The sequence below is a fragment of the Pseudomonas sp. 14A genome (assembly GCF_018132745.1).
GTDB classification, from domain to species: Bacteria; Pseudomonadota; Gammaproteobacteria; order Pseudomonadales; family Pseudomonadaceae; genus Aquipseudomonas; species Aquipseudomonas mercuritolerans.
The window spans coordinates 428,646-453,155 of record NZ_JAGRQJ010000015.1; the positions used below are offsets into that span (position 1 = coordinate 428,646).

Here is a 24,510-nt window from a genome sequence, read left to right on the forward strand (position 1 = left end):
AACCAATAACCATCGATCAAGGCGATAGTTCATGGCTTCGCAGGAAGTGCTGCTGGCGTTTGTCCAGGCAGCGACGCAAGGCTCATTTTCCGCAGCGGCGCGCAAACTGGGCCGCAGTCAATCGACCATCAGCGCCGCGGTCGCCAGTTTGGAGATCGATCTGGATCTGCAGCTGTTCGATCGCAGCAGCCGCAAGCCCACGCTCACCCCCGCCGGCCACGTCATGCTGCAAAAAGCCGAGGCGATCCTGGCCGCCACCAGTCGTCTGGAGATGAGCGCGCGGCAATTGGCCCAAGGCGTGGAACCGAAGCTGACCGTGGCGATTTCCGACACTTATCAGTCCTATCGTTTCGAGGCGGCGCTGGTGGGTTTCGAGCAGCGTTATCCGGAGCTTGAGCTGGAATGCCTGATTGCCGAATGCGAAGACCTGATCGAACTGGTCCAGCGCGGCCGGGCGCATCTGGCCTTCGCGGAAATGCAGGACAACTACCCGCCGGATCTGGTGACTTCGACCGTGGCCGAGCGCACCGAGATTGCCCTGTTCGTCAGCCGTGAGCATGCGTTGGCCAAGCTTGAGCATGTCGATCAGCAGATTCTTGAGCAACATCGCGAGCTGCGGCTGGCGACCATCGTCAATCCGTATGACAGCCGTGGCAAAGGCCGGGTGTGGTCGGCGCCGAGTTATCTGATGCTGCTGGAAATGGCGGAGAAAGGCTTTGGCTGGGCACCGCTGCCGAGGTGGCTGGTGCAGCGTTATGCCAATGATTTGCTGATAGAGCTCGACGTGCGCGGCTGGCCGAAACCGGTGTTTGTCGACGCCTTGTGGTCGCGCTTGTATCCGCCGGGGCCGGCAGGGAGCTGGTTGCTCAGCAAGATGCTTGAATAAGCGCTTGAGATCAAAAGCCCCTCACCCCAGCCCTCTCCCGGAGGGAGAGGGGGCCGACCGAGGTGTCTGGCGTTATGCATCGACCTGAAAACCTTATCGATTATGGATTCAAGACAATTCGTTCAAGTCGGTGAATCCCTCCAATATCCCCCAATCAGTCCCCTCTCCCTTTGGGAGAGGGTTAGGGTGAGGGCAATCCACAGGCTGCCCACAATCGCCAGAGCACCAAGGTCAGAGCATTTCCAGCGCCATGATACGTGCTCGAATAAACCGCCGCTCCGGCTCCTGCCGCGTCAGCTCCAGCGCCCGCTGATACGCTGCCCGCGCCTGCTCCACCCGGCCCAACTGCCGACAAAACTCCGCCCGCGCCGAATGCGCCAAGTGGTAATCCTGCAACTCCCCACGCGCCAAAATCCCTTCTACCAACAACAACCCGGCCAACGCTCCATCCCGTTTGGCTACCGCGACCGCGCGGTTCAGCTCGATCACCGGCGACGGCACCGCTCGCAGCAGCACGTCATACAGACCGACAATCTGCTCCCAGTCCGTTTGCGCCGCCGACGGCGCTTCCGCATGCACCGCCGCAATCGCCGCTTGCAGGCAATATGGCCCGAAGCGTCGCGTACTCAGGGCGCGCTCGACCAGCGCGCAGCCTTCGGCCATCAACCCGGCGTCCCACAACGAGCGATCCTGATCGTCGAGCAACACCAGTTCACCGCTCGGCGAGGTGCGCGCCGGTCGACGTGATTCGTGCAGCAGCATCAGCGCCAGCAGCCCCATGACTTCCGGCTCCGGCAGCAACTCCATCAACAAGCGCCCCAGCCGAATCGCTTCGCGCGTCAGATCCTCGCGGGTCAGCTCGGCACCGACCGAGGCCGAATAGCCTTCGTTGAACACCAGATAAATCACCCGCAACACGCTGTCGAGGCGCTCGGGCAATTCGTTCAGCGTGGGTACTTGATAGGGGATTTTCGCGTCGCGGATCTTGGCCTTGGCGCGCACGATGCGCTGGGCAATCGCCGCCGGCGCCGAGAGAAAAGCACGGGCGATTTCCTCGGTGGTGAGGTCGCAGACTTCACGCAAGGTCAGCGGCACTTGCGCATCTGCCGCCAGTGCCGGGTGGCAGCAGGTGAAGATCAGCCGCAAGCGATCGTCTTCCACGTCTTCGCCACTCCAGTCAGCCTGTTCCAGCTCATCGAGTTGCGCCAGCAGCAACGGTTGCGACGCCTTGAACCGCGCGCGCCGGCGCAGCACATCGATGGCTTTGAAACGTCCGGTGGAGACCAGCCAGGTGCGCGGGTTGTCCGGCACGCCGTCTCGTTGCCAGCGCTCGACCGCGACGAAGAACGCCTCGTGCAAGGCTTCTTCGGCGAGGTCGAAATCACCGAGCAGGCGGATCAGCGTGGCCAGGATCCGCCGCGACTCCTCGCGGTAGACCTGCTCGACCCGCGCCCTGACGTCAGACATTCAACTGCCGCACCGGACGCACTTCAACGCTGCCGACCCGCGCTGCCGGAATGTTGCCGGCCACCTGAATCGCTTCGTTGAGATCCTTGGCGTCGATCAGGTAGAAACCGGCCAGTTGCTCCTTGGTTTCAGCAAAAGGCCCGTCGGTGATCGACAACTTGCCGTTGCGCATGCGTACCGTTGTGGCGGTCTCCACCGATTCCAGCGCTTCGGCGGCGATCATCCGCCCGCTGCCCTGTACCGACTCGGCGTAGGCCCAGCATTCGGCGTCTTCCGGGCTGTCGGGCGAGGTGTGCAGCAGGCGTTCATCGCTGTAGACCAGGCATAAGTATTTCATGGCGATCTCCTGAATCGAACGGATCAACTATGGCTGAAGATCAGGGGGTTACATCGAACAGCGTCGCGCCGCTCATCGGATCGAACGGTGCCGACCAGTGCTCATGGGCAATCTTCCACGCCCCGCCAGTCTGCCGATAACAGGCGGTGACACGCATCCAGCAACTCTGGGTTTCGCCCTTGTCGTTGGTGCCGCCGCAGTTGGCCACCCAATGGGCGAAAGCGATGTTGTCGGCGCTTTCGATGGCGATTTCATGGAACTCGAAGATGTGCGGGCCGGGGCACATTTCCATGCACTCCACCCAGTGCGCGCGGTAGGCCGCTTTCCCCTTGAATTGCAGGGCCTTGATCGCATCGAACGAGACGATGTCGTCGGCGTAAAGGGCCATGACTTTCTCGACGTCCTTGGCCATTACCGCTTCGCGGTAGGTGTTGATCAGAGTCTGGATTTCGCTTTGTGCGCTCATGGTGTTCTCCGTGGTTTTTGTTGTGAAGACACCCTTAGTCGTTTGCCCTTTGCGCAGATCGACAGGGCAAACAAAAAAATTTCGCCGACAACAATGTCGCTAGAATCCGAGCTTCAATCCTTGTAGGAAAAAGGAAATTCCCGTGTCAGCCCAACTCGTGCCTTACGACAGCCTCAGCCCTTTGCAGCGTGAGCAAGTCGAGTCGATTGAAATCCATCCCGAGCAGATCAAGTTCTCCGGCGACATCCACGGTGCCCTGCACACCCTGCTGTCGAAACCCGGCCCCGGCGTGAAAGGTTTTGCCCTGCTGGCGGACGACGTACCGGTGGCGTTTCTGCTGCTCAAGCGCCCGCCGGTATTGCCCGACTGGGCCGACGAACACAGCGCCACGTTGCATGCGCTGCAGGTCGATCGGCGCGCGCAGGGCAAGGGTTACGGCAAGGCCTGTCTGCAAGCACTGCCCACCGTCGCGCTTGGAGCCTGGCCGGAAATCAAAGGGCTGGAGCTGTCGGTAGACGCCGACAACGAAGCGGCCATCGCGCTGTACGCCAAACACGGCTACGTCGACAGCGGCGAAGCCTACAAGGGCCGAATCGGTTACGAGCGGCGTATGGGGCTGTTTTTCTAGATCGTAGAGGGATGCACGATGATCGATTCAATCGAAGCACTGGAAGCTATTTACGGATTGCCCCACGAACGTGCGGTGCGCAAGCAGATCGGCTTTCTCAACGAGGATTATCAGGCGATGGTGCGCCTGTCACCGCTCGTGATTGTCAGCTCGGTGGGGACCGATGGCCTCGATAACTCGCCGCGCGGTGATGCGCCGGGATTTGTTCGGATCATTGATCAAAACACGTTGGCCCTGCCGGATCGCCCGGGCAACAACCGCATCGATACCTTGCGCAATGTGCTGCACGATCCGCGAGTGTCGCTGCTGTTCATCATTCCCGGGATCGGCGAGACTTTGCGGGTCAATGGCACCGCCACAATCAGCGCTGATCCAGCGTTGCTGGAGAGTTTTGCAGTAAATGGCAAACCGGCGAAAACGGTGCTGCTGGTGACGGTGGAAGCGGCGTTCTTCCATTGTTCGAAAGCGTTTGTGCGCTCGGATGCGTGGAATCCCGAAACGCACCTGCCGCGCTCGGCCCTGCCATCTGCTGGCGCGTTCCACAAGCGGCTGAATGACGGCCAGTTCGACGCCGAAACCTACGACCGGGAAGCGCCGAAACGGGTGCGCGATACCCTCTACTAAACGCGGAACTCAAAACGCCACAACCCCCTGTGGGAGCGAGCCTGCTCGCGAAAGCATCATATCTGTCAACAAATTGGTTGGCTGACACGGCCTCTTCGCGAGCAGGCTCGCTCCCACAGTTTTGATTGAGGCTTAGAGAGTGAGGATCATCTCGTGCCACGCCATGCCGCCGTGGTCGGACTCGGACGGCTTGATGTAGGCAAAGCCAAAGCCGGCATACAGCGCAATGTGCTGCTCTTTGCACATCAGATGAATTGTCGCTTTGTCCAAGGCGCGCATGCGCTCGATGAATTCGGCGAGCAGGCGCTTGGCCAGGCCTTGCCCTTGGTAATCCGGGTGCACCACCACCGACATGATCACTACGTTCGGGCCTTTCGGGTCGTGGCCGATCAGTTCCTTGAAGGCTTCGTCGGACATCTGCACGTCGAACGCCGCGCCGGAATTGATGAAACCGGCGACCACGCCATCCACCTCGGCGACGATGAAGCCGTCAGGCCAGGTGGCGATGCGCGTGGCGATCTTTTCGCGGGTGGCGGCTTCGTCGCCTTCGTAGGCAACGGTTTCGATGGCGTAGCAGCGCTCGAGGTCGGCGGCGCTGACGTTGCGGATCACGGTGTTCATGGCAGCTCTGAAATCTGTGGAAACAAGGCCTGCCAGCATAATGCAGAACCACCGGGGCGGACATGCTCCGCCTCGATTGTTACGCCGCTCAGGCCTTGATCGGCAGCCAGATTTCCAGGGTGCCGGTATTGAATTTCGGGTTGTAATCCTCGCTGTAGCGCTCGAACTCCGGCGCGTCCGCCGCTTCGTGGCCGGACTGCGGCAGCCAAGTGTTCCAGATGTACTGGAAGGTGTCAGGGAGTTGCGCCAGTGATCCCTTGTGCTCAAACACCGCATATTTCTGCGGCTGGATTTCAACCCAGCGGTACTTTTCCGGCAGGTCGTCGAGCTTGTCGATCTGCACCCCGGCGATGTATTCGAAACCGCCCTCGCCGTCCGCATTGCAGCAAACGCCGTAGGTCACTTCGTTGACTTGCGCGGGGATCTTTCCCAAGTGCGGGATCAGTTTTTCCCACAACGCCGGAATGTCTTCGGTGGTCTCCTGAGTGAATCGCCCGCCGAAACCGGCAATCAGCAGAAATTGCCCGTGTTCGAAGCGAGGCTCGGTTATCTCGACGCGTTGTTGTTCATCCATGACGCGACTCCTCAGAACGGAAATGTGGATTCGGCTGGGAGTATAGAAAGCCCGACCCGTTTCGCACGTTTACAGCGAATGCAACTGCTCGACGGCGCCCGAACCGACAAACTCGTTGTAGCCGGAAACGATCACGTACACCGCGAAATAACAGAAGATCGCCGCCGATGTCAGGTAGGAGTAGCGCAGCAGCTTGTCGCCCAGCAGTTTGCCGCCGTGGCTTGCAGCGAAGCACAGACCGGCCGACCACAGCAGCCCGGCGCAGAGAAAACCACCGAGAAACAGCGCCGAACTCAACGGACCACCGCCACCGGATCGCGCAATCAACGTGCCGCCGACCGCAGCAAACCAGAGAATCGCACTTGGCGAGGACATGGCGAGAAAGATGCCGCGAAAGAATTCCTTGCGATGGGAGTTCTGCCCCACTTCCGCCGTCTCCGCCAGCAGCGCTTCGTGGTGAATCGCCGAGTAAATCATCTTCGCCGCGAAGTAGATCAGCAGCGCCGAACCGCCAATCCACAGGACCCAGCGCACGGTTTCGTACTGGAGCAAAACGGTCATGCCGGCCAGCGCCAGCACCGCGTAAATCAGGTCGCCGACACAAGTGCCCAGGCCCAGGGCGAAGCCCTGATAGTAGCCGCGCTGCATGGCCAGGGTGATCATCGCGATGTTGGCTACGCCGATATCCAGGCACAGCGAAAGGCTCAGCAAGAAGCCGCTGGTGAATTCCATTGACCGATTTTCCTTGAAAAAAATGTTTACAACCGCGCTGGACAGTATGCCATCACTGCCCTTATCTTCCGCCACAGGTCACCGCAGTGACCAGCGTCGCTCGGACGGTTCCGGGCGCTTACGTTATCCGAGGCAACAATGGCCGAACAAGGTTCGCCGCGCCGCTTTGCGCGCATAGATCGACTCCCCCCTTACGTTTTCAACATCACCGCCGAGCTGAAAATGGCCGCTCGCCGCCGTGGTGAAGACATCATCGACCTGAGCATGGGCAATCCCGACGGCGCCACGCCGCCGCACATTGTCGAAAAACTGGTGCAGGTCGCCCAACGTGAAGACACTCACGGTTACTCGACCTCCAAAGGCATTCCGCGCCTGCGCCGGGCGATTTCCAACTGGTACAAGCAGCGCTACGAAGTCGATATCGACCCGGAAAGCGAAGCCATTGTCACCATCGGCTCCAAGGAAGGCCTGGCGCATTTGATGCTGGCGACACTGGACCAGGGCGACACGGTGCTGGTGCCGAACCCGAGCTATCCGATTCACATCTACGGTGCGGTGATCGCTGGCGCCCAGGTGCGTTCGGTGCCGTTGGTGCCGGGGGTGGATTTCTTCGATGAGCTGGAGCGCGCCATTCGTGGTTCGATCCCCAAGCCGAAAATGATGATTCTCGGCTTCCCGTCGAACCCGACCGCGCAATGCGTGGAGCTGGATTTCTTCGAGCGAGTGATCGCCCTGGCCAAGCAATACGACGTGTTGGTCATCCACGACCTGGCGTACGCCGACATCGTCTACGACGGCTGGAAAGCACCGTCGATCATGCAGGTGCCGGGGGCCAAGGACATTGCGGTGGAGTTTTTCACCCTGTCCAAGAGCTACAACATGGCCGGCTGGCGTATCGGTTTCATGGTCGGCAACCCGGAACTGGTCAGTGCTCTGGCGCGGATCAAGAGCTACCACGACTACGGCACCTTCACTCCGCTGCAAGTCGCGGCGATTGCTGCGCTGGAAGGCGATCAGCAATGCGTGCGCGACATCGCCGAGCAATATCGCCAGCGCCGCAACGTGCTGGTCAAAGGCCTGCATGAGCTGGGCTGGATGGTCGAGAACCCGAAGGCTTCGATGTACGTCTGGGCGAAGATTCCCCAGGCGTATGCGCATCTGGGCTCGCTGGAGTTCGCCAAGAAACTGCTGGCCGAGGCCAAGGTCTGCGTCTCGCCGGGGGTGGGCTTTGGCGAGTACGGCGATGACCACGTGCGCTTCGCGCTGATCGAAAATCAGGATCGGATTCGTCAGGCCGTGCGCGGGATTCGCGGGATGTTCCGCGCGGATGGTTTCAATCCGAAATCCCCTGCCTGACACCTGTCCCCTGTGGGAGCGAGCCTGCTCGCGAAAGCGGTGGGTCAGTCAGCATAGATGCAGCTGACACGACGCCTTCGCGAGCAGGCTCGCTCCCACAATGGCTTTCAGTGAACCGTGAAATCAGGACACAAAAAAACCGCATCGCTGCGGTTTTTTTGTGCCTGCAAACTGCCGCTTAAACGAACAGCGACAACAGCAGGATGAAGCCCAGGCCCACCACCGACAGAATGGTTTCCATCGCAGTCCAGGTCTTGAAGGTTTCGGCCACGGTCATGTTGAAGTACTGCTTGACCAGCCAGAAACCGGCGTCGTTGACGTGGGACAGGATCAGCGAACCGGCGCCGGTGGCCAGCACCAGCAGCTCACGGTTGACGCCCGGAATCATGCCGACAACCGGCACCACAATGCCAGCGCCAGTGATGGTCGCCACAGTGGCCGAACCGGTCGCGATACGAATTACCGCCGCCACCAGCCACGCCAGCAGGATCGGCGAGATCTGCGCGCTGACCGCCATGTGGCCGATCACGTCACCCACGCCGCTGGTCACCAGCATCTGCTTGAAGCCACCGCCCGCACCAATGATCAGAATGATCGCAGCGGTAGGCGCCAGGCTTGCGTCGAGCCATTTGAGCATTTGGTTGGAACCGATGCCCTGCTTGTAGCCGAAGGTGTACAGCGACAGCAGCAACGCCAGCAGCAGTGCGGAGATCGGGTGACCGATCATGTCCATCCAGATGCGGAAGAAGTTGCCGTCCGGCAGTGCCACGTCAGCGAAGGTTTTCAGCAGCATCAGGAACACCGGCAGCAGCACGGTGACCAGGGTGATGCTGAAGCTTGGCAGGTTGGCCGAATCGTTTTCACGGGCCAGTTGATCGACCAGCTCCTGATTCGGGTGACCCGGAATGTGCTTGGCGATGAAGGTACCGAAGATCGGACCGGCAATGATTGCGGTAGGCAGCGCGACGATCAGACCGTAAAGAATGGTCTTGCCGATATCAGCGCCGAACACGCCAATGGCCAGCAGCGGGCCCGGGTGCGGCGGCACCAGACCGTGCACCGCTGAGAGGCCGGCGAGCAGCGGTATACCGATCTTGATGATCGACACACCGGTGCGCCGCGCAACGATGAACACCAGCGGAATCAGCAGCACGAAGCCGATTTCGAAGAACAGCGGAATGCCCACCAGGAACGCGGCGAACATCATCGCCCACTGGACTTTGTCCTTGCCGAAGGCGCGAATCAGGGTCTGGGCGATCTGATCGGCGCCGCCGGATTCGGCCATCATTTTGCCGAGCATGGTGCCCAGGGCGAGGATGATGCCGACGAAACCGAGCACGCCACCGAAGCCGTCCTGGAACGCCTTGATGATGGTGTTGATCGGCATGCCGGAAGTCAGGCCGAGGAAGGCGGCGGCGATGGTCAGGGCAATGAACGGGTGAATCTTGAATTTGGTGATCAGGATAATCAGGCCGATTACCGTGACCACCGCATCGAGCAGCAGGAACGTCTCGTGGGACATGCCAAACATGGGGGGTGTCTCCTGGATTGTTGTTGTTATTAAAGCGGGTTGAACAGAAGTCGGGAGGACAGCGCTGTCTTTTTCAACATACTCATACCGCCTGTTTCAGACCGTTGGCCTGCCACCAGACGTGAGCCTGCAGGGCCAGCTCTTCGACGCTGTGAATCGAGGCATTGAGCGGCAAAGTCAGCGGCTCGCCCTTGGGCGATTCGAGGGTGGCGAACTGGCTTTCGATCAACGTCGCCGGCATGAAGTGGCCCGGGCGGTGCGATACACGCTCGGCGGCGACTTCCGGAGTCAATTCAAGAAACACGAAACCGAGGCCCGGCAAGGCACTGCGCAGACGTTCGCGATAGCTGTGTTTAAGGGCGGAGCAGGTCAACACCGGGCGTTGGCCTTGGGCATCGACGCGACGCAGTTCATCGCACAGGCTGTCGAGCCAGCCAGCGCGGTCTTCGTCGTTCAGGGGGATCCCCGCGCTCATCTTTTCGATGTTCGCGGCCGGATGGAAAGTATCGCCTTCAATGGCAGTGGCGCCGCTCAATTGGCACAGGGCCTGGCTGACGCACGTCTTGCCGCAACCGGCAACGCCCATGATGACCAGGGCGGTGATGGGATGACTCATATAACACCTCAGCGCGCAGACAGCGCTACCTTTGCTAGCTATGACTCTAGTGCACAGGCAGAAGTTGCCGACGCCTTCTTGTCGTTTTTTTGGGTTGCAGCAGGTTTGTTCCCAACGCCAAAGAGCACTGATCAGGCAGGACCGCGCTCACGCATTTGCAGCTGCATCAGGACAGCGCTACCTTAGTGCCTTGATTTTTGTTTGGCAAGCCGCCCGATGACCTCCCCCAAGAACGATAAAAATACCCGCACCACCGGCCGTCCGACCCTCAACGAAGTAGCCCGCCTGGCCGGCGTCAGCCCGATCACTGCCTCGCGCGCGTTGCGCGGGGTGAGCACGGTAGCCACCGAACTGGTGGAAAAAGTGCAGAAGGCCGCGCTCGAACTCAACTATGTGGTCAACCCTGCCGCCCGCGCTTTGGCCTCGGCGCAGAGCCATTCGGTTGTCGTACTGGTGCCATCGCTGTCCAACCTGCTGTTCATCGACACGCTGGAAGCCATTCATCGGGTGCTGACGCCCAAGGGCTTCGAAGTGCTGATCGGCAACTTTCACTATTCGCGCGATGAAGAAGAAAACCTGCTGCGCAATTACATGGCCTATCAGCCGCGCGGCTTTTTGCTGACCGGGTTTGATCGCACGGAAAGTTCGCGGCGGATGATCGAGGCCAGCAACATTCCTTGCGTGTACATGATGGAGCTGGACAGCGCCGCCGGGGTCAATTGCGTGGGTTTTTCACAGTTGAGCGCGGGTGAAACTGCCGCCGAACATCTTCTGTCTCGCGGACGCAAGCGCTTGGCCTACATTGGCGCGCAACTGGATCAGCGCACCTTGTTGCGCGGTGAGGGTTTCCGCAAGGCGCTACAGAAGGCTGGCCACTACGATCCGGATCTGGAAGTGCTGACGCCGCGTGCTTCGTCGGTGGGCTTGGGTGGCGAGTTGTTCCTGCAATTGCTGGCGGCGCATCCGGATGTTGATGCGATTTTCTTCGGCAACGATGACCTGGCCCAAGGCGCGCTGCTGGAAGCGTTGCGCAATGGCATCAAAATTCCCGAGCAAGTGGCGATTCTCGGTTTCAACGACTTGCCGATGTCCGAACATATGGTGCCGCGCCTGAGCAGCATCAACACCCCGCGCGAGGCGATCGGCCGGCGCGCGGCGGAGCAGATGCTAACGTTGATGGCGGGCAACAAAGTGGCGCGGCCGGTGGAGGATATGGGGTTTGAGCTGAAGGTTCGCGAGAGTACCTGACCCTTCACAAATGCTGAGTTGAAACACAACCCGTGTGGGAGCGAGCCTGCTCGCGAAAGCGGTGGGTCAGTCAGCATTGATGCAGCTGACACGACGCCTTCGCGAGCAGGCTCGCTCCCACAGGGGATCTCTATCAAATTCAATGGCTGAGCAGGTCCACTAAAGCCTGCGCGCCCTTCTGCAATGGCTGGCTCTTGAGCCACACCGCGTGCACCGGCAGCACCAGGCCATTTTCGATGTTGCGAAAATTCAGCCTTTTCAAACGTCCCGCGTCCAGCCACGGCTGCACCACGGACAGCGGAAAATTACCCCAGCCCAACCCCGCTTCGACCATTTCCATTGCCGTCTCGAGATTGTCCGTACGCCAGTAAGACTCAGCCACCAACGGCCGCGTTTCGCTGATCGGCAAGTCGCGGCTGGCGACGATGATCTGCCGCACCTGCACCAGATCTTCGAGAAACACATCACGCCCCTGCAACAAAGGGCTGTCCGCCGCCAGCGTGGCGATCATGCGTTCGCTGCCGACGAACTGAAACCGCTCCAGCGCATTCACGCTCAAACCGGCGAACGCCAGGCACACGCTGACCCGGCCACTGTGCAACATCGCCAGCACATCATCCTGTGGCGCGGTCAGCACTTCGATGTCGAGCAACGGATGCCGCTCGGCAATCACCTTGATCGCTGCCAGCAAGCGCCGCCGATCAACGTCCGCAACCACGCCGATCGACAACCTGCTTTCCAGCCCCAGTGATAATTCCACCGCGTGCACTTGCAGCTGCTTGAGCTGCTCGGCTATGAGTCTCGCGTGGGGCACCAACGACTGCGCCATCGCCGTGGGTTGCGGCTCACGATGGCTGCGATCGAACAACGGGTACCCGAGTTCGGCCTCAAGATTGGCAATGCCCATGCTCACCGCCGACGGCACCTTGCCCAATTGCCGGGCAGCGGCGGAAAACGAGCCGCGCTCGATGACCGCGAGAAACAATTCGATGCTGTCGCTGTTGAAATTCAACCTGCCCACCTATCAATAAAACTGAAAGCTACCGACTTTTTCTGTCAGGTCTATTGAAGCTATCTTTCGCCGCCTTCGCCAGCCCTGCTGGCCAACATTCGCCAAGAAAGAGGCAAATCTGCATGCAAGGCGTGAAACGCAAACTGGTCTACGTGTCGCTCTACGAAGTCATCGGCATGACCTTCTCGGCTATCGGCCTGGCGTTGTTGTCGGGCACCTCACCGGGCAGCACCGGGCCATTGGCAGTGATCATCACCAGCATCGCCGTGACCTGGAATTTCATCTACACCTCGTTGTTCGAACGCTGGGAAAGTCGCCAGATCTCGCGCACCCGCACAGTAAAACGGCGCATCGCCCACGCTGTCGGCTTTCAACTGACCCTTATCGTGTTCCTGATTCCGCTGATTGCGTGGTGGATGAACATCAGCCTGGTGCAGGCGTTCCTGCTGGATCTGGCGCTGATCATTTTCATCCCGTGCTACACGTTTGCGTTCAACTGGTTGTTTGATCGGATTTTCGGCCTGCCGACATCGGCGCTGCCGGATTCTGCCGCTGCGGCATAAATCGCTAATTCGTAAGCAGATATTGCGGGAAACCAGCGGTTTAACCGGGTAAACCGCTGATATTCACAATCCGTTAACTCCGATAGCAGGCTAAGCTTTTCCATCAATAAAAAATGGATCAGCTTATGACTGCTCACGCTCCCGCCGCCGCGCCCAGTGACGGCATCGACCCGGTACGCGCCGCCGAAATTTCCGCCCGCATCGATCGGCTGCCCGCCGTCGCCACCATCTGGCGTCTGGTGGCGCTGCTGTCGATCGGCGGATTTTTCGAACTCTACGATCTGTTCCAGACCGCCTACATCAGCCCCGGGCTGATTCGCGACGGCCTGTTCGCCACGGGCAGTCAGGGTGTGTTCGGTTTCTCCGATCAGGCGGCGTTTGCCTCGGCGACATTCCTCGGCCTGTTCCTCGGCGCCAGTCTGCTCAGTCCGCTGGCGGATCGTTTCGGCCGCCGGGCGATCTTCACCTTCGCGCTGATCTGGTACACGGTGGCGACGGTGTTGATGGGAATTCAGACCTCGGCGCTGGGCATCATCGGTATGCGTTTTCTGGTCGGCATTGGCCTCGGTATAGAGCTGGTGACCATTGACGCTTACCTCTCGGAACTGGTGCCCAAGCGCATGCGCAGCTCGGCGTTTGCCTTCGCGTTTTTCGTGCAGTTCCTCTCGGTGCCGGCGGTGGCGTTGTTGTCGTGGTGGCTAGTGCCGCAAGCGCCGTTCGGCATTTCCGGCTGGCGCTGGGTGGTGTTGGCGAGTGCGGTGTTTGCGCTGTTCATCTGGCGGCTGCGCAAGCGTCTGCCGGAATCGCCGCGCTGGCTTGCTCAGCATGGCCGCTTCGATGAAGCCAACCGTATTCTCGATAATCTCGAAGCGCGCTGCGCCAAGGATCACGGCCAAGCGCTGGATGCGCCGGAACCGGTGCCGGTCGATGTCGAAGGCAAGGGCCGCTTCGCCGATATCTGGCAACCGCCGTACCGCCGCCGCGCGTTGATGCTGATCGTCTTCCACATCTTTCAGGCGATCGGTTTCTTCGGTTTCGGCAACTGGTTGCCGGCGCTGCTTTCGGGCCAGGGCGTGAGCGTCACCCATAGTCTTATGTACGCCTTCATCATTACCCTCGCCTACCCGCTCGGGCCGTTGCTGTTCGTGAAGTTCGCCAACCGTTTCGAAAACAAATGGCAGATCGTCGGCTCGGCCCTCGGCGCGATGACCTTCGGCACCCTGTTCGCCCTGCAGACCAGCGCGTTCGGGCTGATCTTCTGCGGGGTAATGATCACCTTCTGCAACGCCTGGCTGAGCTTCAGTTATCACTCCTACCAGAGCGAACTGTTCCCGACCAACATCCGCGCTCGCGCGGTCGGGTTCTGCTATTCGTTCAGTCGTTTGTCGACAGTATTCAGCAGTTTGCTGATCGGCATGTTCCTGGACAATTTCGGCACGCCGGGGGTGTTGGCGTTCATCGTCAGCAGCATGCTGATCGTGATGCTGACCATCGGCTGGTTCGGCCCGCGCACGCGTAATCTGGCACTGGAGAATATTGCCCATCGTTGACGGCCAACACAGGACTCACCTGTGGGAGCGAGCCTGCTCGCGAAGGCGTCGTGTCAGTGACTATGTGCTTGACTGACAAAACGCTTTCGCGAGCAGGCTCGCTCCCACATTGGTTATTGGTGACGTTGAAACAGCTCAGTTCAATTGCAGGGTTTCATTGAACTGGCTGATCGCATCCACCACATGCCGGGAGCCCTGCTGAATCTCGAGGATCACCTCGCCCGCCTCGTTCGCCAGTTCCACGCCCAGCCCGGTGCGGCTCAGGCTCGACTGCATGCTCGACACCGCACTCAGCGACAAGTCGTGGTTCTTGCGTACCACATCGACAATTTCCAGCGTCGCCTGACTGGTCCGTGCGGCGAGGCTGCGCACCTCATCGGCAACCACCGCGAAACCGCGTCCATGTTCACCGGCCCGCGCCGCTTCGATCGCTGCGTTGAGCGCCAGGAGGTTGGTCTGGTCGGCAATGCCGCGAATGGTCTGGACGATGGTGCCGATGATGTCCGACTGTTTGCTTACCGCATCGATGCTCACCGCGGCTTCGTTCAGGTCGCGGGAAATGTCCTGAATGATCTGCACGGTCTGCTGCACCACCTGTGAGCCTTTTTGCGCGCAGGCGTCGTTTTGTACCGAGGTGCTGTGGGCCGATTCCGCAGCGTTCTGCAGGGTGGTCATCTGCTTGGTAATGTCGCTGGCGAACTTGACCACTTTGTACAAGCGGCCCTTGGCATCGAACAGCGGGTTATACGATGCCTCCAGATACACCATCTGCCCGGACTTGTTCTTGCGCTCGAAGCGGTGCGAGTGATATTCGCCGCGATTGAGCGAAGCCCAGAATGCCTTGTACTGCGCAGATTCCGCTTCGGCGCGGTGACAGAACAGGCTGTGGTGCTGGCCGACAATTTCAGGGTGCGCGTACTGCATGGTCTGCAGGAAGTTGTCGTTGGCGCGGATGACATTGCCTTCGGGGGTGAACTCGATCACCGCCATGGAACGGCCGATCGCCGCCAGCATGGCTTCTTCTTCATGTTCTTTGTTGATGCGCGCGGTGATGTCTGCCGCCACCTTGATGACACTTCTGACCTGTTTGTCTGGCCCGAACACCGGCATGTAACTGGCTTCGAGCCAGATCTCGCGGCCGCTCTTGTTCAGGCGCAGAAAAGTGCCACTGAGCGGTTCACCACGGGCCAGGTCGCGCCACAACTTTGCGTAGTCCTCGCTGCGATAAAAGCTTTCTTCGCAGAAGATCCGATGGTGTTTGCCGCGCACTTCTTCGGCGCTGTAGCCCATGGTCTTGCAGAAGTTCTCGTTGGCGTCGAGGACGATGCCTTCCGGGGTGAATTCGATCATGGCCATCGAGCGGCTGATGGCTTCGATTTTCGCGTTGGCCTCGGTCAGCGCACAGCTGAAACGCTCGATTTCCCGCAGGTCAGCCTTGTGATGTAGGTTGAACATGGTTGTATCACCTTCCGCGCGTTCTTTTGATTTGATGAAAGTTCAGGTCTTGCAAGATCCATCACTACGTTCCACAGAACAGGCACACGCCTTCCTCCACGGGAGGAAGTTGTCAGGTGATAAATGATGATCAATCGGAGGGTTCGTGCAGCGACGCTCTGATCAAGACATCCTTTTCTTGATAGCCCGCAAGCGGGCCAGCCCTAACGCGTAGAAGAACTTCCATTTAGATGACGCTCCTTGTTGGTTCAGTGTCGGTGCCTTGGGTTGCGCACTCTGGCAGCATGAATCACGGACCAACCGGTGCCGTCGGCCGGTTGGCATGACGGTCGACATGGTTAGTTACCTGCAAGCATAGCCAGCCCGACGCCGGGCGCAAGGCCACTAGTCGGCCAGTATCTGGCATTTTTTGCACAAGAAACGGTTCAGCGCGGGGAACGGCGTGGTGAGAACGGACGTTTTCGCCAGCGAAGCGGAAGCCCGCGAACCGGGCTCCCGTAGGGTTTGCTCAATGGCCGAAGATGTCGACCTTCTTGGCTTTCTTCTCGGCGCGTTTTTCAATCGCAGTCTTGGCCGGCTTCTTCTTCGCGGCTTTCTTTGAATCCATACCTTTGGACATGATCGGTACTCCACTCACAGGGGTGTGAGTTCAGGTATACACCTATCCCGAGGCGTGCGTTCTTTTATAATCGGCGCTTTTCGCAGCGACAGCCCGAACCATGTCCGATATCCAATACAGCCAGCTCGACGAATCGTTGTGGCCACTGATGAACAAGTTCTACCGCAGCCACCAGTCGTCGATGAAAGCCGTGCGCGAGGCGCAGTTGTGGGTGGCAAGGCGCGGTGAAATCGTTGCGGCGCTGTGTTTGCGGCCAGTCTCGGGCGGACACTGGCTGACGGGGTTGTTTGTTGATCCGCAGTGTCGCGAGCAGGGCGTCGCTGCGCAGTTGATCGCAGCGGCGGTTGCCCAGGTGGACGAGCCGGTGTGGCTGTTCTGCCATCCGGATCTGCGCGGGTTTTATGAGCGGCGTGGGTTCAGTTTCAATCCGCTGCTGCCGCAGGCGATGGCCGAGCGGTTGAGCCGGTATGCGCGGAGCAAGCCGATGATTGCGATGGGGCTTAATCCCGCAGATTTACGCTGAAACCCCGTGGGAGCGAGCCTGCTCGCGAATGCGGTGTGTCAGCGCCGAATCTGGTTCTGATACTCCGCGTTCGCGAGCAGGCTCGCTCCCACAGGGATTGATGGTGTTCTGACAATCAGTCCTCAGCGTTGGGATCAAGGTCCGGGAACAGCACTTCGGTAAAGCCGAACTTGCTGAAGTCGGTAATCCGCGACGGGTACAGCCGGCCGATCAGGTGATCGCATTCATGCTGCACCACTCGCGCATGAAACCCCGAGGCCACGCGCACGATCGGTTCGCCCTTCGGATCAAAGCCTTCGTAGCGAATCTGCTGATAGCGCTCCACCGCACCGCGCAGGCCCGGCACCGACAGACAGCCTTCGAAGCCCTCTTCCATCAACGGATTCAACGGCGTGATCAGCGGATTGATCAGGATCGTCTGCGGCACTGCTTCAGCATCCGGGTAACGCTCGCTGTGTTCGAAGCCGAAGATCACCAGTTGCAGGTCGACGCCGATCTGCGGCGCCGCGAGGCCAACGCCGCCGACGCTTTCCATGGTCTGGAACATGTCGTCGATCAGTTGCCACAGCTCGGCGCTGTTGAACATCTCAGGCGGTACCGGCGCGGCGATGCGCAACAGGCGCTCATCACCCATTTTCAGAATTTCACGAATCATGGTCGCGCTTCGTCAGTGTCCGGCTTGAGCGAATGATCGCGGCCCAGGCCCGAGACGTGTTGTTTGGTGGATTCGTCGGGCTCGCCAGGGGCTTTTTCGCCCTTGTCCTTGCCTTCGGCGGACATGTGCTCGATCACCGCATTCATTTCTGCGCCGAGCAACAGCACCGCGGCGGAAATGTAGAAATACAGCAACAGCACGATGATCGCCCCGATGCTGCCATACATCGCGTTGTAGTTGGCGAAGGTTTTTACGTAGAAGGCAAAGCCCAGTGAAGCGAGAATCCACACCACCACGGCCAGCACCGAACCTGGGGTGATAAAACGGAAGTCCTGTTTGACGTCAGGCATCACGTAATAGATCAGCGCTACCGCGACCATCATCAGAATCACGATCACCGGCCAGCGGGCGATAGTCCACACCGTGACGATGAAGTCTTCCAGCCCCACTTGTGCGGCGATCCAGCCCATCACCTGCGGCCCGAGCACCATCAGCGCCGCGGCAATCAGCAGCATGCCGGCAATGCCGACGGTGTAGACGATCGACAAGGGGAAACGCTTCCACACCGGTCGGCCTTCGACCACGTCGTAAGCGGCGTTCATCGCGCTCATCATCAGGCGCACGCCGGCGGACGCGGTGTACAGGGCGATCACGATACCGATGGACAGCAGGCCACCCTTGGATTGCTGCAACTGGTCGATCACCGGATTGACCTGCTCCAGCGCTTGCGGCGGCAGGACCAGTTCAGATTGCAGGCGCAGCCAGGAGAAAAAGTCCGGCAGGTGCAGGAAACCGATCAGGGCAATCAGGAAGAGAATGAACGGGAAGAGCGAGAACAGCATCTGGTAGGCCAGCGCCGAGGCGTAGGTCGACATTTCGTCATCGACGAATTCAGTGACCGTGCGCACCATCACCCGGTGCAGGGGCAGACCTTTCATGTCCGGGAATATCATTCGCGTCTCCTTGCGCCGCAAAAGGTTGAAGTCGTGGCGACTCAGGGGCCGTTTTTTACCTCAAGGTAGCCTACTTGGCGATCCTTCGGCGGATGACCGCAGGGTTCTGATACAAAAACGGCCATCCTTGGATGGCCGCTCGTGTGATTCGTTCAAGGCTCACTTACGCCTTGTCGACGCCTTTTTTCACAGCGTCCTTGGCGTTGCCGACCGCTTGCTGGGCTTCGCCTTTTTTCTCTTGAACTTTGCCTTCCGCGCGCAGCTTGTCGTTGTCAGTAGCTTTGCCGACGCCTTGCTTGACGTTACCGACGGCTTCGTTGGCCATGCCTTTTACTTTATCGCCTGTGCTACTCATGGTGTTTCTCCGTGAAGCATAAAGGGAAGAAAAGTCATTACGTAACGATTGACCGGTGCGCTTTGCGCCGAGTTTCATTTATTTTGCCGGCATTTCGTCGTGGCATGCAGGTTGCGCTTTATGTTTGCCGGCGTTGCCCCGAGAATGCTCAGCCTACGGGCGCTGAGCCCGGCACACCGATTCGCAGGAATGTCATGAAGCTCAATAAAACCCAGGCCATCGCCCGTCGCAACCAGGAACTGGGCGGCGCCGTGCTCGGCACCAACAACTGCCACTTCGCCGAACTGAACCGTAACCGCAACATCTGGTGGTTCGACCTGCCGGTGTCGCGCTTGGCCATCGGTCAGTACGAGTGGATTCACTTGCTGCTGCACACCCCGGCCACCGATGAGTTGCTGCACCTGAAAGTGCCGACGGTGTTCCTGCGGGAAAAGCTCGAAGGCCTGGTGATTCGCAACGAAGGCAAACGCAAGGCGGCGCTGAGCCTGGAATTGAGTGCGGACAAGGATTCGTATCTGCAGGACATGCGTCCGGCGGGGACCAATGTGAATTTTGCGCCGTTTCGCCAGTAGTATCGGCGGCGCGGCCCGTTCCCCTCACCCTGGCCCTCGCCCAGAGGGAGAGGGGACTGACCGAGTTGCTCTCGCGGAATATGCCGACCTGAAATATCCAGCCGAACTCAAGATCCGAATTATCCCTGATCGGCTCCCTCTCCCTCTGGGAGAGGGCTGGGGTGAGGGGCAGTCTCGAAGCATGACTCAAGCCCTACTCGGCACCAACAAAAAGCCCCGCATCTGCGGGGCTTTTTATTTACGCGGCAGACTTGGCCTTGATCTTCTTCAGTTCTTCATCTCGCAATTCGCGGCGCAGGATCTTGCCGACGTTAGTGGTCGGCAGCGCATCGCGGAACTCCACCGAACGCGGCACCTTGTAGCCGGTGACATTGGCGCGCATGTGGTCCATGACCTGCTCTTTGGTCAGGGTTACGCCCGGTTTGGCAACGATGAAAATCTTGATCGCCTCACCCGATTTCTCGTCCGGCACGCCGATCGCCGCGCACTGCAACACGCCCGGCAAAGTCGCCAGCACGTCTTCCAGTTCATTCGGATAGACGTTGAAGCCAGACACCAGAATCATGTCTTTCTTGCGATCGACAATGCGCATGTAGCCGTCCGGCTGGATCAGCGCGATGTCACCGGTTTTCAGCCAGCCGTCGCTGTCGAGCATTTCATCGGTGGCTTCCTGACGCTGCCAGTAACCCTTCATCACTTGCGGGCCCTTGACGCACAGCTCGCCGATTTCACCCAGCGGCTGCTCGACACCGGCATCGTCGATGACTTTGCACAGGGTCGACGGTACCGGAATGCCAATGGTGCCGATCTGGATGTGCTGGATCGGGTTGACCGTGGCCACCGGGCTGGTTTCGGTCATGCCGTAGCCTTCGCAGATGGCGCAACCGGTCACGGCTTTCCAGCGCTCGGCTGCCGCCAGTTGCAGGGCCATGCCGCCGGACAGGGTGACTTTCAGCGCGGAGAAATCCAGTTTGCGGAAACCTTCGTTGTTGCACAGCGCCACGAACAGCGTGTTCAGACCGACAAAACCGCTGAACTTCCACTTCGACAGCTCCTTGACCATCGCCGGCAGGTCGCGCGGGTTGCTGATCAGGATGTTGTGGTTGCCGATCAGCATCATCGCCATGCAATGAAAGGTGAACGCATAGATGTGATACAGCGGCAGCGGCGTGATCAGGATCTCGCAGCCTTCGTTGAGGTTGGAGCCCATCAGCGCCTTGCATTGCAGCATGTTGGCGACCAGGTTGCGGTGCGTCAGCATCGCGCCCTTGGCCACGCCGGTGGTACCGCCGGTGTATTGCAGCACCGCGACATCGCCGCTGTCCGGATTGGCTTCGGCCACTGGCTGGCCGTGGCCCTTGCTCAGGACGTCGTTGAATTTGATGGCTTTGGGCAAGTGATAGGCCGGGACCATTTTCTTCACGTACTTGATGACGCTGTTGATCAGCAGACGCTTGATCGGCGGCAGCAAGTCGGCGACTTCGGTGACGATGACGTGCTTGACGCCGGTCTTCGGCACCACGGCTTCGGCCAGGTGCGCCATGTTCGCCAGGCACACCAGGGCTTTGGCGCCGGAGTCGTTGAATTGGTGTTCCATTTCCCGCGCGGTGTACAACGGGTTGGTGTTGACCACGATCAGCCCGGCGCGAATGGCACCGAAGACCGCGACCGGGTACTGGAGGACGTTGGGCAGTTGCACGGCGATTCGATCACCGGGCTGCAAGTCGGTATGCTGTTGCAGATACGCGGCAAAGGCCCCGGACAGCTCGTACAGCTCACCGTAGGTGATTGTCTTGCCGAGGTTGCTGAAAGCCGGTTTGTTGGCGAAGCGTTGGCAGGATTGCTTCAACACTGCCTGAATGTTCGGATACTCGTCTGGATTGATCTCGGCTGCGATTCCAGCCGGGTACTTATCCTTCCAAAAGTCTTCGATCATGGAAGCCCACTCCTCAGCAACGCGAATTCTTCACCGCATTTGATGCGATTATTATTGGTGTGTGTTTTGTATTGGTGAATCCGGCGTTTTACAGGCCGAGAAGTCACAAAGCGCGCCGAGAGTAGCAGCTTTGCCAAGGGTCGACCAGAGCCAAAAGAGGCCCCTACAGTCATATTGATGACTCAAGACTTGCAAGCGGTCATTTTAGAGCAAAAATCCTATTAAACAGTGAAAGCCCCGTAGTCATGGGGTGTAAAAGCAAAAGATCGCAGCCTTCGGCAGCTCCTGCATTTGGAATGCGTGTCCTGTAGGAGCTGCCGAAGGCTGCGATCTTTTCGCTTGTAACCTTTATGCGATATCCCGCAACTCGCGCCGCAGAATTTTCCCTACAGGCGTCATCGGCAACGACTCACGCAACACGATGTGTTTCGGCACCTTGTAGGCCGTGAAATTCTCTTTGCAGTACGCCTTCAGCTCTTCCAGGCTGACCCCGCTCTCCCGCGCTACCACAAACAGCTTCACCGCCTCTCCCGAACGCTCGTCCGGCACGCCGATGACCGCGCAGTTGGCGACTTTCGGGTGGGCCATGACCACGTCTTCGATTTCGTTGGGGTACACGTTGAAACCGGAGACGATGATCATGTCCTTCTTGCGATCGACGATGCGCACAAAACCGTCCGGGTCGATCACGGCGATGTCGCCGGACTTGAACCAGCCCTCGGCATCGAGCACTTCGGCGGTGGCTTCGGGCTTGTTCCAGTAGCCCTTCATGATCTGCGGGCCTTTGATGCACAGCTCGCCGCGCTCGCCCAGCGGCTGTTCGACGCCGTCATCGTTGATGATTTTCACCAGCGTGCCCGGCACCGGCAGGCCGACAGTGCCCAGCCGCGACTGATCGCCGTAAGGGTTGGTGCAGGCTACTGGCGAGGTTTCGGTCAGGCCGTAGCCTTCAGTGATACGGCAACCGGTCATCTGCTCCCAGCGCTCGGCGGTGGCCTTGACCAGCGCGGTGCCGCCGGAGTTGGTCAGCTTCAGGCTGGAGAAATCCAGGGTCTTGAAATCCGGGTGGTCCATCAGCGCGACGAACAAGGTGTTCAGACCCAGCAGCGCCGAGAAGCGCCAGTTTTTCAGTTCCTTGATGAAGCCGGCAATGTCGCGCGGATTGGAGATCAGCACGTTGTGGTTGCCCGAGACCATCATGCACATGCAATTCGCGGTGAAGGCATAGATGTGGTACAGCGGCAGCGGCGCGATCATCACCTCTTGGCCTTCGCGCAACAGAGGTTGACCGTCCGGGCCGAGCTGAGCCAGACACGCGCGCACCTGCTGCATGTTCGCCACCAGATTGCCGTGGGTGAGCATCGCGCCCTTGGCCAGGCCGGTGGTGCCGCCGGTGTATTGCAGCACGGCGATGTCATCGAGGCCGACGCTCAGCGGCTTGATGCCCAGGCCGCGCCCCATGCGCAGCGCGCTTTTGAACGAAGTGGCTTGCGGCAGCGAATACTCGGGAACCAGTTTCTTCACTTTGCTGACCACGGTGTTGACCAGCCAGCCCTTGGCGGTGGGCATCAGGTCGCCCATCTTCGCTTCGATCAAATATTGGATGTCGGTGTCGGGCAGCACTTCCTGGACTTTCTGCCCGAACAGATTCAGGTAGACCAGCGCGCGTGCGCCGGAATCCTTGAACTGGTGGCGCATTTCCCGTGGCGTGTACAGCGGGTTGGTGTTGACCACGATCAGCCCGGCGCGCAGGGCGCCGAACACGGCAATCGGATAATGCAGAATGTTGGGCATCTGCACCGCGATGCGATCCCCCGGCACCAGATCGGTATGGGCCTGCAGATAACCGGCGAACGCCGCGCTCTGGCGCTCGAGTTCGGCGTAGGTCAGGGTGATGCCCATGCTGCTGAACGCCGGGCGGTCAGCGAATTTCTTGCAGGAACGCTCAAACACTTCAATGACCGACTTGAACTCGCCCATGTCGATGTCCAGCGGTACGCCGGCCGGGCGTTTGTCATTCCAGAAATCAGGTTGCATTGTTCTTGTCCTCTTTACCTGAGCCGATCCGGGAGCCGCTTTCTGTCGTTTCTGCTTCGTCCATGGAAGGCGAAAAGCACAAAGCGGAGCTTCACGGACACTAGCAGCTATGGCCATTGAGGCAAATATGACGCAAGCCCTCATTGATCCCGTGAATCTTCCTGCCGTGGCGTGAGCTGATCAGACGCGCTATACACTGTGGCGATGCTGAGCAAAGGAATCGCCATGACCCACGACACCTTCTGGCTGGACGCGAATGACCGCAGCCGCCTGTACGTCAACCGCTGGCTGCCGGCCACGCCATTGAAAGCGGTGGTTCTGCTGGCCCATGGCATGGCCGAACACAGTGCTCGCTACGCCCGCCTCGCCGACACGTTTTGCGACAAAGACTATGGCGTCTACGCCCCGGATCTGCGCGGCCATGGGCGCACAGCCGACAACGGCACCCTCGGCCACTTCGCCGATGACGATGGCTGGTGCAAGGTCGTCGGCGATCTGGCCAGCCTCAACCAGCACATCGGCCAGCAACACCCCGGCGTGCCGATCATCCTGCTCGGCCACAGCATGGGCAGCTACATCGCCCAGGCCTATCTGCTGCATCACAGCGCCAGTCTGCACGGGGCGATTCTCAGCGGCTCGAATTTCCAGCCAGTGGCGCTGTATCGCGCTGCGCGGCAGATTGCCCGGCTGGAAAAACTGCGTCAGGGCGGCAAGGGCCGCAGTGCGTTGATCGAGTGGCTGTCGTTCGGCTCGTTCAACAATAAATTCAAACCGGTGCGCACCCGTTTCGACTGGCTGAGCCGCGACCCGGCGGAGGTCGACAAGTACGCCGCCGACCCGTTGTGCGGTTTTCGCTGCACCAATCAGTTGTGGATCGACCTGCTCGGTGGGTTGCAGCAAATCAGCAAAGCGTCCAATCTCGCGCAGATCGATCCGGGCCTGCCACTGCTGGTGATTGGCGGCGAATGTGATCCGGTGAGCGAGGGCAAGCGTCTGACAGATCTGGCCAATGCCTTGCGCAGGGCCGGCAGCCAGCACCTGCAACTGAAGATCTACCCGCAGGCCCGGCACGAATTGTTCAATGAAAGCAATCGCGACGAAGTGACTACCGATGTGCTCGCCTGGATCGACCAGGCCCTGAGCCACCGGCGCCCGCAGCGTAGCGAATAATTTTTTGTGGATTCACTGAAATCC

General features: G+C 59.7%; 25 protein-coding genes. 10 read left to right on the top strand and 15 right to left on the bottom strand.

Annotation, left to right across the window (positions count from 1 at the left end; genetic code table 11):
- Positions 1-31: 31 nt before the first annotated feature.
- Entirely contained in the window at positions 32-886 is an 855-nt protein-coding gene (locus PS14A_RS18815) for a LysR family transcriptional regulator (RefSeq protein ID WP_041479210.1), read from the top strand.
- 231 nt (positions 887-1,117) lie between these two features.
- Here the strand turns inward: PS14A_RS18815 and PS14A_RS18820 are convergent, their stop codons facing one another.
- From PS14A_RS18820 to PS14A_RS18830, 3 genes are read right to left on the bottom strand one after another with little or no spacing between them, the layout of a single operon-like run.
- On the bottom strand, positions 1,118-2,353 hold the full coding sequence (locus tag PS14A_RS18820) for an RNA polymerase sigma factor (RefSeq protein ID WP_212616955.1): 1,236 nt from the start codon (positions 2,351-2,353) through the stop codon (positions 1,118-1,120).
- Positions 2,346-2,690, bottom strand: coding sequence for a YciI family protein (locus PS14A_RS18825; RefSeq protein WP_130909739.1), 345 nt, complete (start codon positions 2,688-2,690; stop codon positions 2,346-2,348). The genes PS14A_RS18820 and PS14A_RS18825 overlap by 8 nt, the downstream gene beginning before the upstream one ends.
- Positions 2,691-2,730: 40 nt before the next feature.
- On the bottom strand, positions 2,731-3,156 hold the full coding sequence (locus tag PS14A_RS18830) for an SgcJ/EcaC family oxidoreductase (RefSeq protein WP_212616956.1): 426 nt from the start codon (positions 3,154-3,156) through the stop codon (positions 2,731-2,733).
- A 142-nt stretch (positions 3,157-3,298) separates the two neighbouring features.
- On the opposite strand from PS14A_RS18830, the gene PS14A_RS18835 reads away from it, so the two are divergent.
- A complete protein-coding gene (locus tag PS14A_RS18835; RefSeq protein ID WP_137213974.1) occupies positions 3,299-3,784 on the top strand; it encodes a GNAT family N-acetyltransferase in 486 nt (161 codons plus the stop codon).
- A gap of 18 nt (positions 3,785-3,802) precedes the next feature.
- Positions 3,803-4,408 (top strand): pyridoxamine 5'-phosphate oxidase family protein, encoded by a 606-nt coding sequence (locus tag PS14A_RS18840; RefSeq protein ID WP_212616957.1) that lies wholly within the window; start codon positions 3,803-3,805, stop codon positions 4,406-4,408.
- 132 nt (positions 4,409-4,540) lie between these two features.
- On the opposite strand, the gene PS14A_RS18845 is transcribed toward PS14A_RS18840, so the two are convergent.
- From PS14A_RS18845 to PS14A_RS18855, 3 genes are all read right to left on the bottom strand, one after another.
- The gene (locus PS14A_RS18845; RefSeq protein WP_212616958.1) at positions 4,541-5,029 is read right to left on the bottom strand and encodes a GNAT family N-acetyltransferase; all 489 of its coding nucleotides are present in this window, start codon (positions 5,027-5,029) and stop codon (positions 4,541-4,543) included.
- An 88-nt stretch (positions 5,030-5,117) separates the two neighbouring features.
- Positions 5,118-5,603, bottom strand: coding sequence for a GyrI-like domain-containing protein (locus PS14A_RS18850; protein WP_212616959.1), 486 nt, complete (start codon positions 5,601-5,603; stop codon positions 5,118-5,120).
- 69 nt (positions 5,604-5,672) lie between these two features.
- A complete protein-coding gene (locus PS14A_RS18855; protein WP_212616960.1) occupies positions 5,673-6,335 on the bottom strand; it encodes a LysE family translocator in 663 nt (220 codons plus the stop codon).
- Positions 6,336-6,473: 138 nt separating this feature from the next.
- On the opposite strand from PS14A_RS18855, the gene alaC reads away from it, so the two are divergent.
- Entirely contained in the window at positions 6,474-7,691 is a 1,218-nt protein-coding gene (gene alaC / locus PS14A_RS18860; protein ID WP_110602462.1) for an alanine transaminase, read from the top strand.
- Positions 7,692-7,869: 178 nt separating this feature from the next.
- On the opposite strand, the gene PS14A_RS18865 is transcribed toward alaC, so the two are convergent.
- Together PS14A_RS18865 and PS14A_RS18870 are read right to left on the bottom strand one after the other, a co-directional pair.
- Entirely contained in the window at positions 7,870-9,222 is a 1,353-nt protein-coding gene (locus PS14A_RS18865) for a GntP family permease (RefSeq protein ID WP_016773551.1), read from the bottom strand.
- 82 nt (positions 9,223-9,304) lie between these two features.
- Positions 9,305-9,838 (bottom strand): gluconokinase, encoded by a 534-nt coding sequence (locus PS14A_RS18870; protein WP_016773550.1) that lies wholly within the window; start codon positions 9,836-9,838, stop codon positions 9,305-9,307.
- A 216-nt stretch (positions 9,839-10,054) separates the two neighbouring features.
- On the opposite strand from PS14A_RS18870, the gene PS14A_RS18875 reads away from it, so the two are divergent.
- The gene (locus tag PS14A_RS18875) at positions 10,055-11,086 is read left to right on the top strand and encodes a LacI family DNA-binding transcriptional regulator (RefSeq protein ID WP_212616961.1); all 1,032 of its coding nucleotides are present in this window, start codon (positions 10,055-10,057) and stop codon (positions 11,084-11,086) included.
- Between the two features lie 139 nt (positions 11,087-11,225).
- On the opposite strand, the gene PS14A_RS18880 is transcribed toward PS14A_RS18875, so the two are convergent.
- Positions 11,226-12,098 (bottom strand): LysR family transcriptional regulator, encoded by an 873-nt coding sequence (locus PS14A_RS18880; protein ID WP_212616962.1) that lies wholly within the window; start codon positions 12,096-12,098, stop codon positions 11,226-11,228.
- A gap of 122 nt (positions 12,099-12,220) precedes the next feature.
- On the opposite strand from PS14A_RS18880, the gene PS14A_RS18885 reads away from it, so the two are divergent.
- Entirely contained in the window at positions 12,221-12,661 is a 441-nt protein-coding gene (locus PS14A_RS18885; protein ID WP_212616963.1) for a PACE efflux transporter, read from the top strand.
- 125 nt (positions 12,662-12,786) lie between these two features.
- Positions 12,787-14,211 (top strand): MFS transporter, encoded by a 1,425-nt coding sequence (locus tag PS14A_RS18890; RefSeq protein WP_212616964.1) that lies wholly within the window; start codon positions 12,787-12,789, stop codon positions 14,209-14,211.
- 135 nt (positions 14,212-14,346) lie between these two features.
- On the opposite strand, the gene PS14A_RS18895 is transcribed toward PS14A_RS18890, so the two are convergent.
- Entirely contained in the window at positions 14,347-15,666 is a 1,320-nt protein-coding gene (locus PS14A_RS18895) for a PAS domain-containing methyl-accepting chemotaxis protein (RefSeq protein ID WP_137213981.1), read from the bottom strand.
- Between the two features lie 719 nt (positions 15,667-16,385).
- Between PS14A_RS18895 and PS14A_RS18900 the strand changes: the two genes are divergently transcribed.
- Complete coding sequence (locus PS14A_RS18900) at positions 16,386-16,808, top strand: GNAT family N-acetyltransferase (protein WP_212616965.1); 423 nt, start codon at positions 16,386-16,388, stop codon at positions 16,806-16,808.
- Positions 16,809-16,923: 115 nt separating this feature from the next.
- Here PS14A_RS18900 and def read toward each other — a convergent pair whose 3' ends face one another.
- From def to PS14A_RS18915, 3 genes are all read right to left on the bottom strand, one after another.
- Positions 16,924-17,463, bottom strand: a complete 540-nt coding sequence (gene def / locus PS14A_RS18905) for a peptide deformylase (RefSeq protein ID WP_212616966.1) — start codon at positions 17,461-17,463, stop codon at positions 16,924-16,926.
- Positions 17,460-18,416, bottom strand: coding sequence for a YihY/virulence factor BrkB family protein (locus tag PS14A_RS18910; protein WP_137213982.1), 957 nt, complete (start codon positions 18,414-18,416; stop codon positions 17,460-17,462). The genes def and PS14A_RS18910 overlap by 4 nt, the downstream gene beginning before the upstream one ends.
- Positions 18,417-18,579: 163 nt before the next feature.
- Positions 18,580-18,771 carry a CsbD family protein gene (locus PS14A_RS18915; protein ID WP_042607250.1) on the bottom strand — a complete coding sequence of 64 codons (192 nt, stop codon included), beginning with the start codon at positions 18,769-18,771 and terminating at the stop codon, positions 18,580-18,582.
- Between the two features lie 194 nt (positions 18,772-18,965).
- Between PS14A_RS18915 and PS14A_RS18920 the strand changes: the two genes are divergently transcribed.
- Positions 18,966-19,343, top strand: coding sequence for a hypothetical protein (locus PS14A_RS18920; RefSeq protein ID WP_016775519.1), 378 nt, complete (start codon positions 18,966-18,968; stop codon positions 19,341-19,343).
- Positions 19,344-19,581: 238 nt separating this feature from the next.
- Here the strand turns inward: PS14A_RS18920 and fadD1 are convergent, their stop codons facing one another.
- Both fadD1 and fadD2 read right to left on the bottom strand, forming a co-directional pair.
- On the bottom strand, positions 19,582-21,279 hold the full coding sequence (gene fadD1 / locus PS14A_RS18925) for a long-chain-fatty-acid--CoA ligase FadD1 (protein WP_024014053.1): 1,698 nt from the start codon (positions 21,277-21,279) through the stop codon (positions 19,582-19,584).
- Positions 21,280-21,627: 348 nt separating this feature from the next.
- Positions 21,628-23,316 carry a long-chain-fatty-acid--CoA ligase FadD2 gene (fadD2, locus tag PS14A_RS18930; RefSeq protein WP_212616967.1) on the bottom strand — a complete coding sequence of 563 codons (1,689 nt, stop codon included), beginning with the start codon at positions 23,314-23,316 and terminating at the stop codon, positions 21,628-21,630.
- A gap of 225 nt (positions 23,317-23,541) precedes the next feature.
- On the opposite strand from fadD2, the gene PS14A_RS18935 reads away from it, so the two are divergent.
- Positions 23,542-24,486, top strand: coding sequence for an alpha/beta hydrolase (locus tag PS14A_RS18935; protein WP_212616968.1), 945 nt, complete (start codon positions 23,542-23,544; stop codon positions 24,484-24,486).
- Positions 24,487-24,510: the final 24 nt, after the last annotated feature.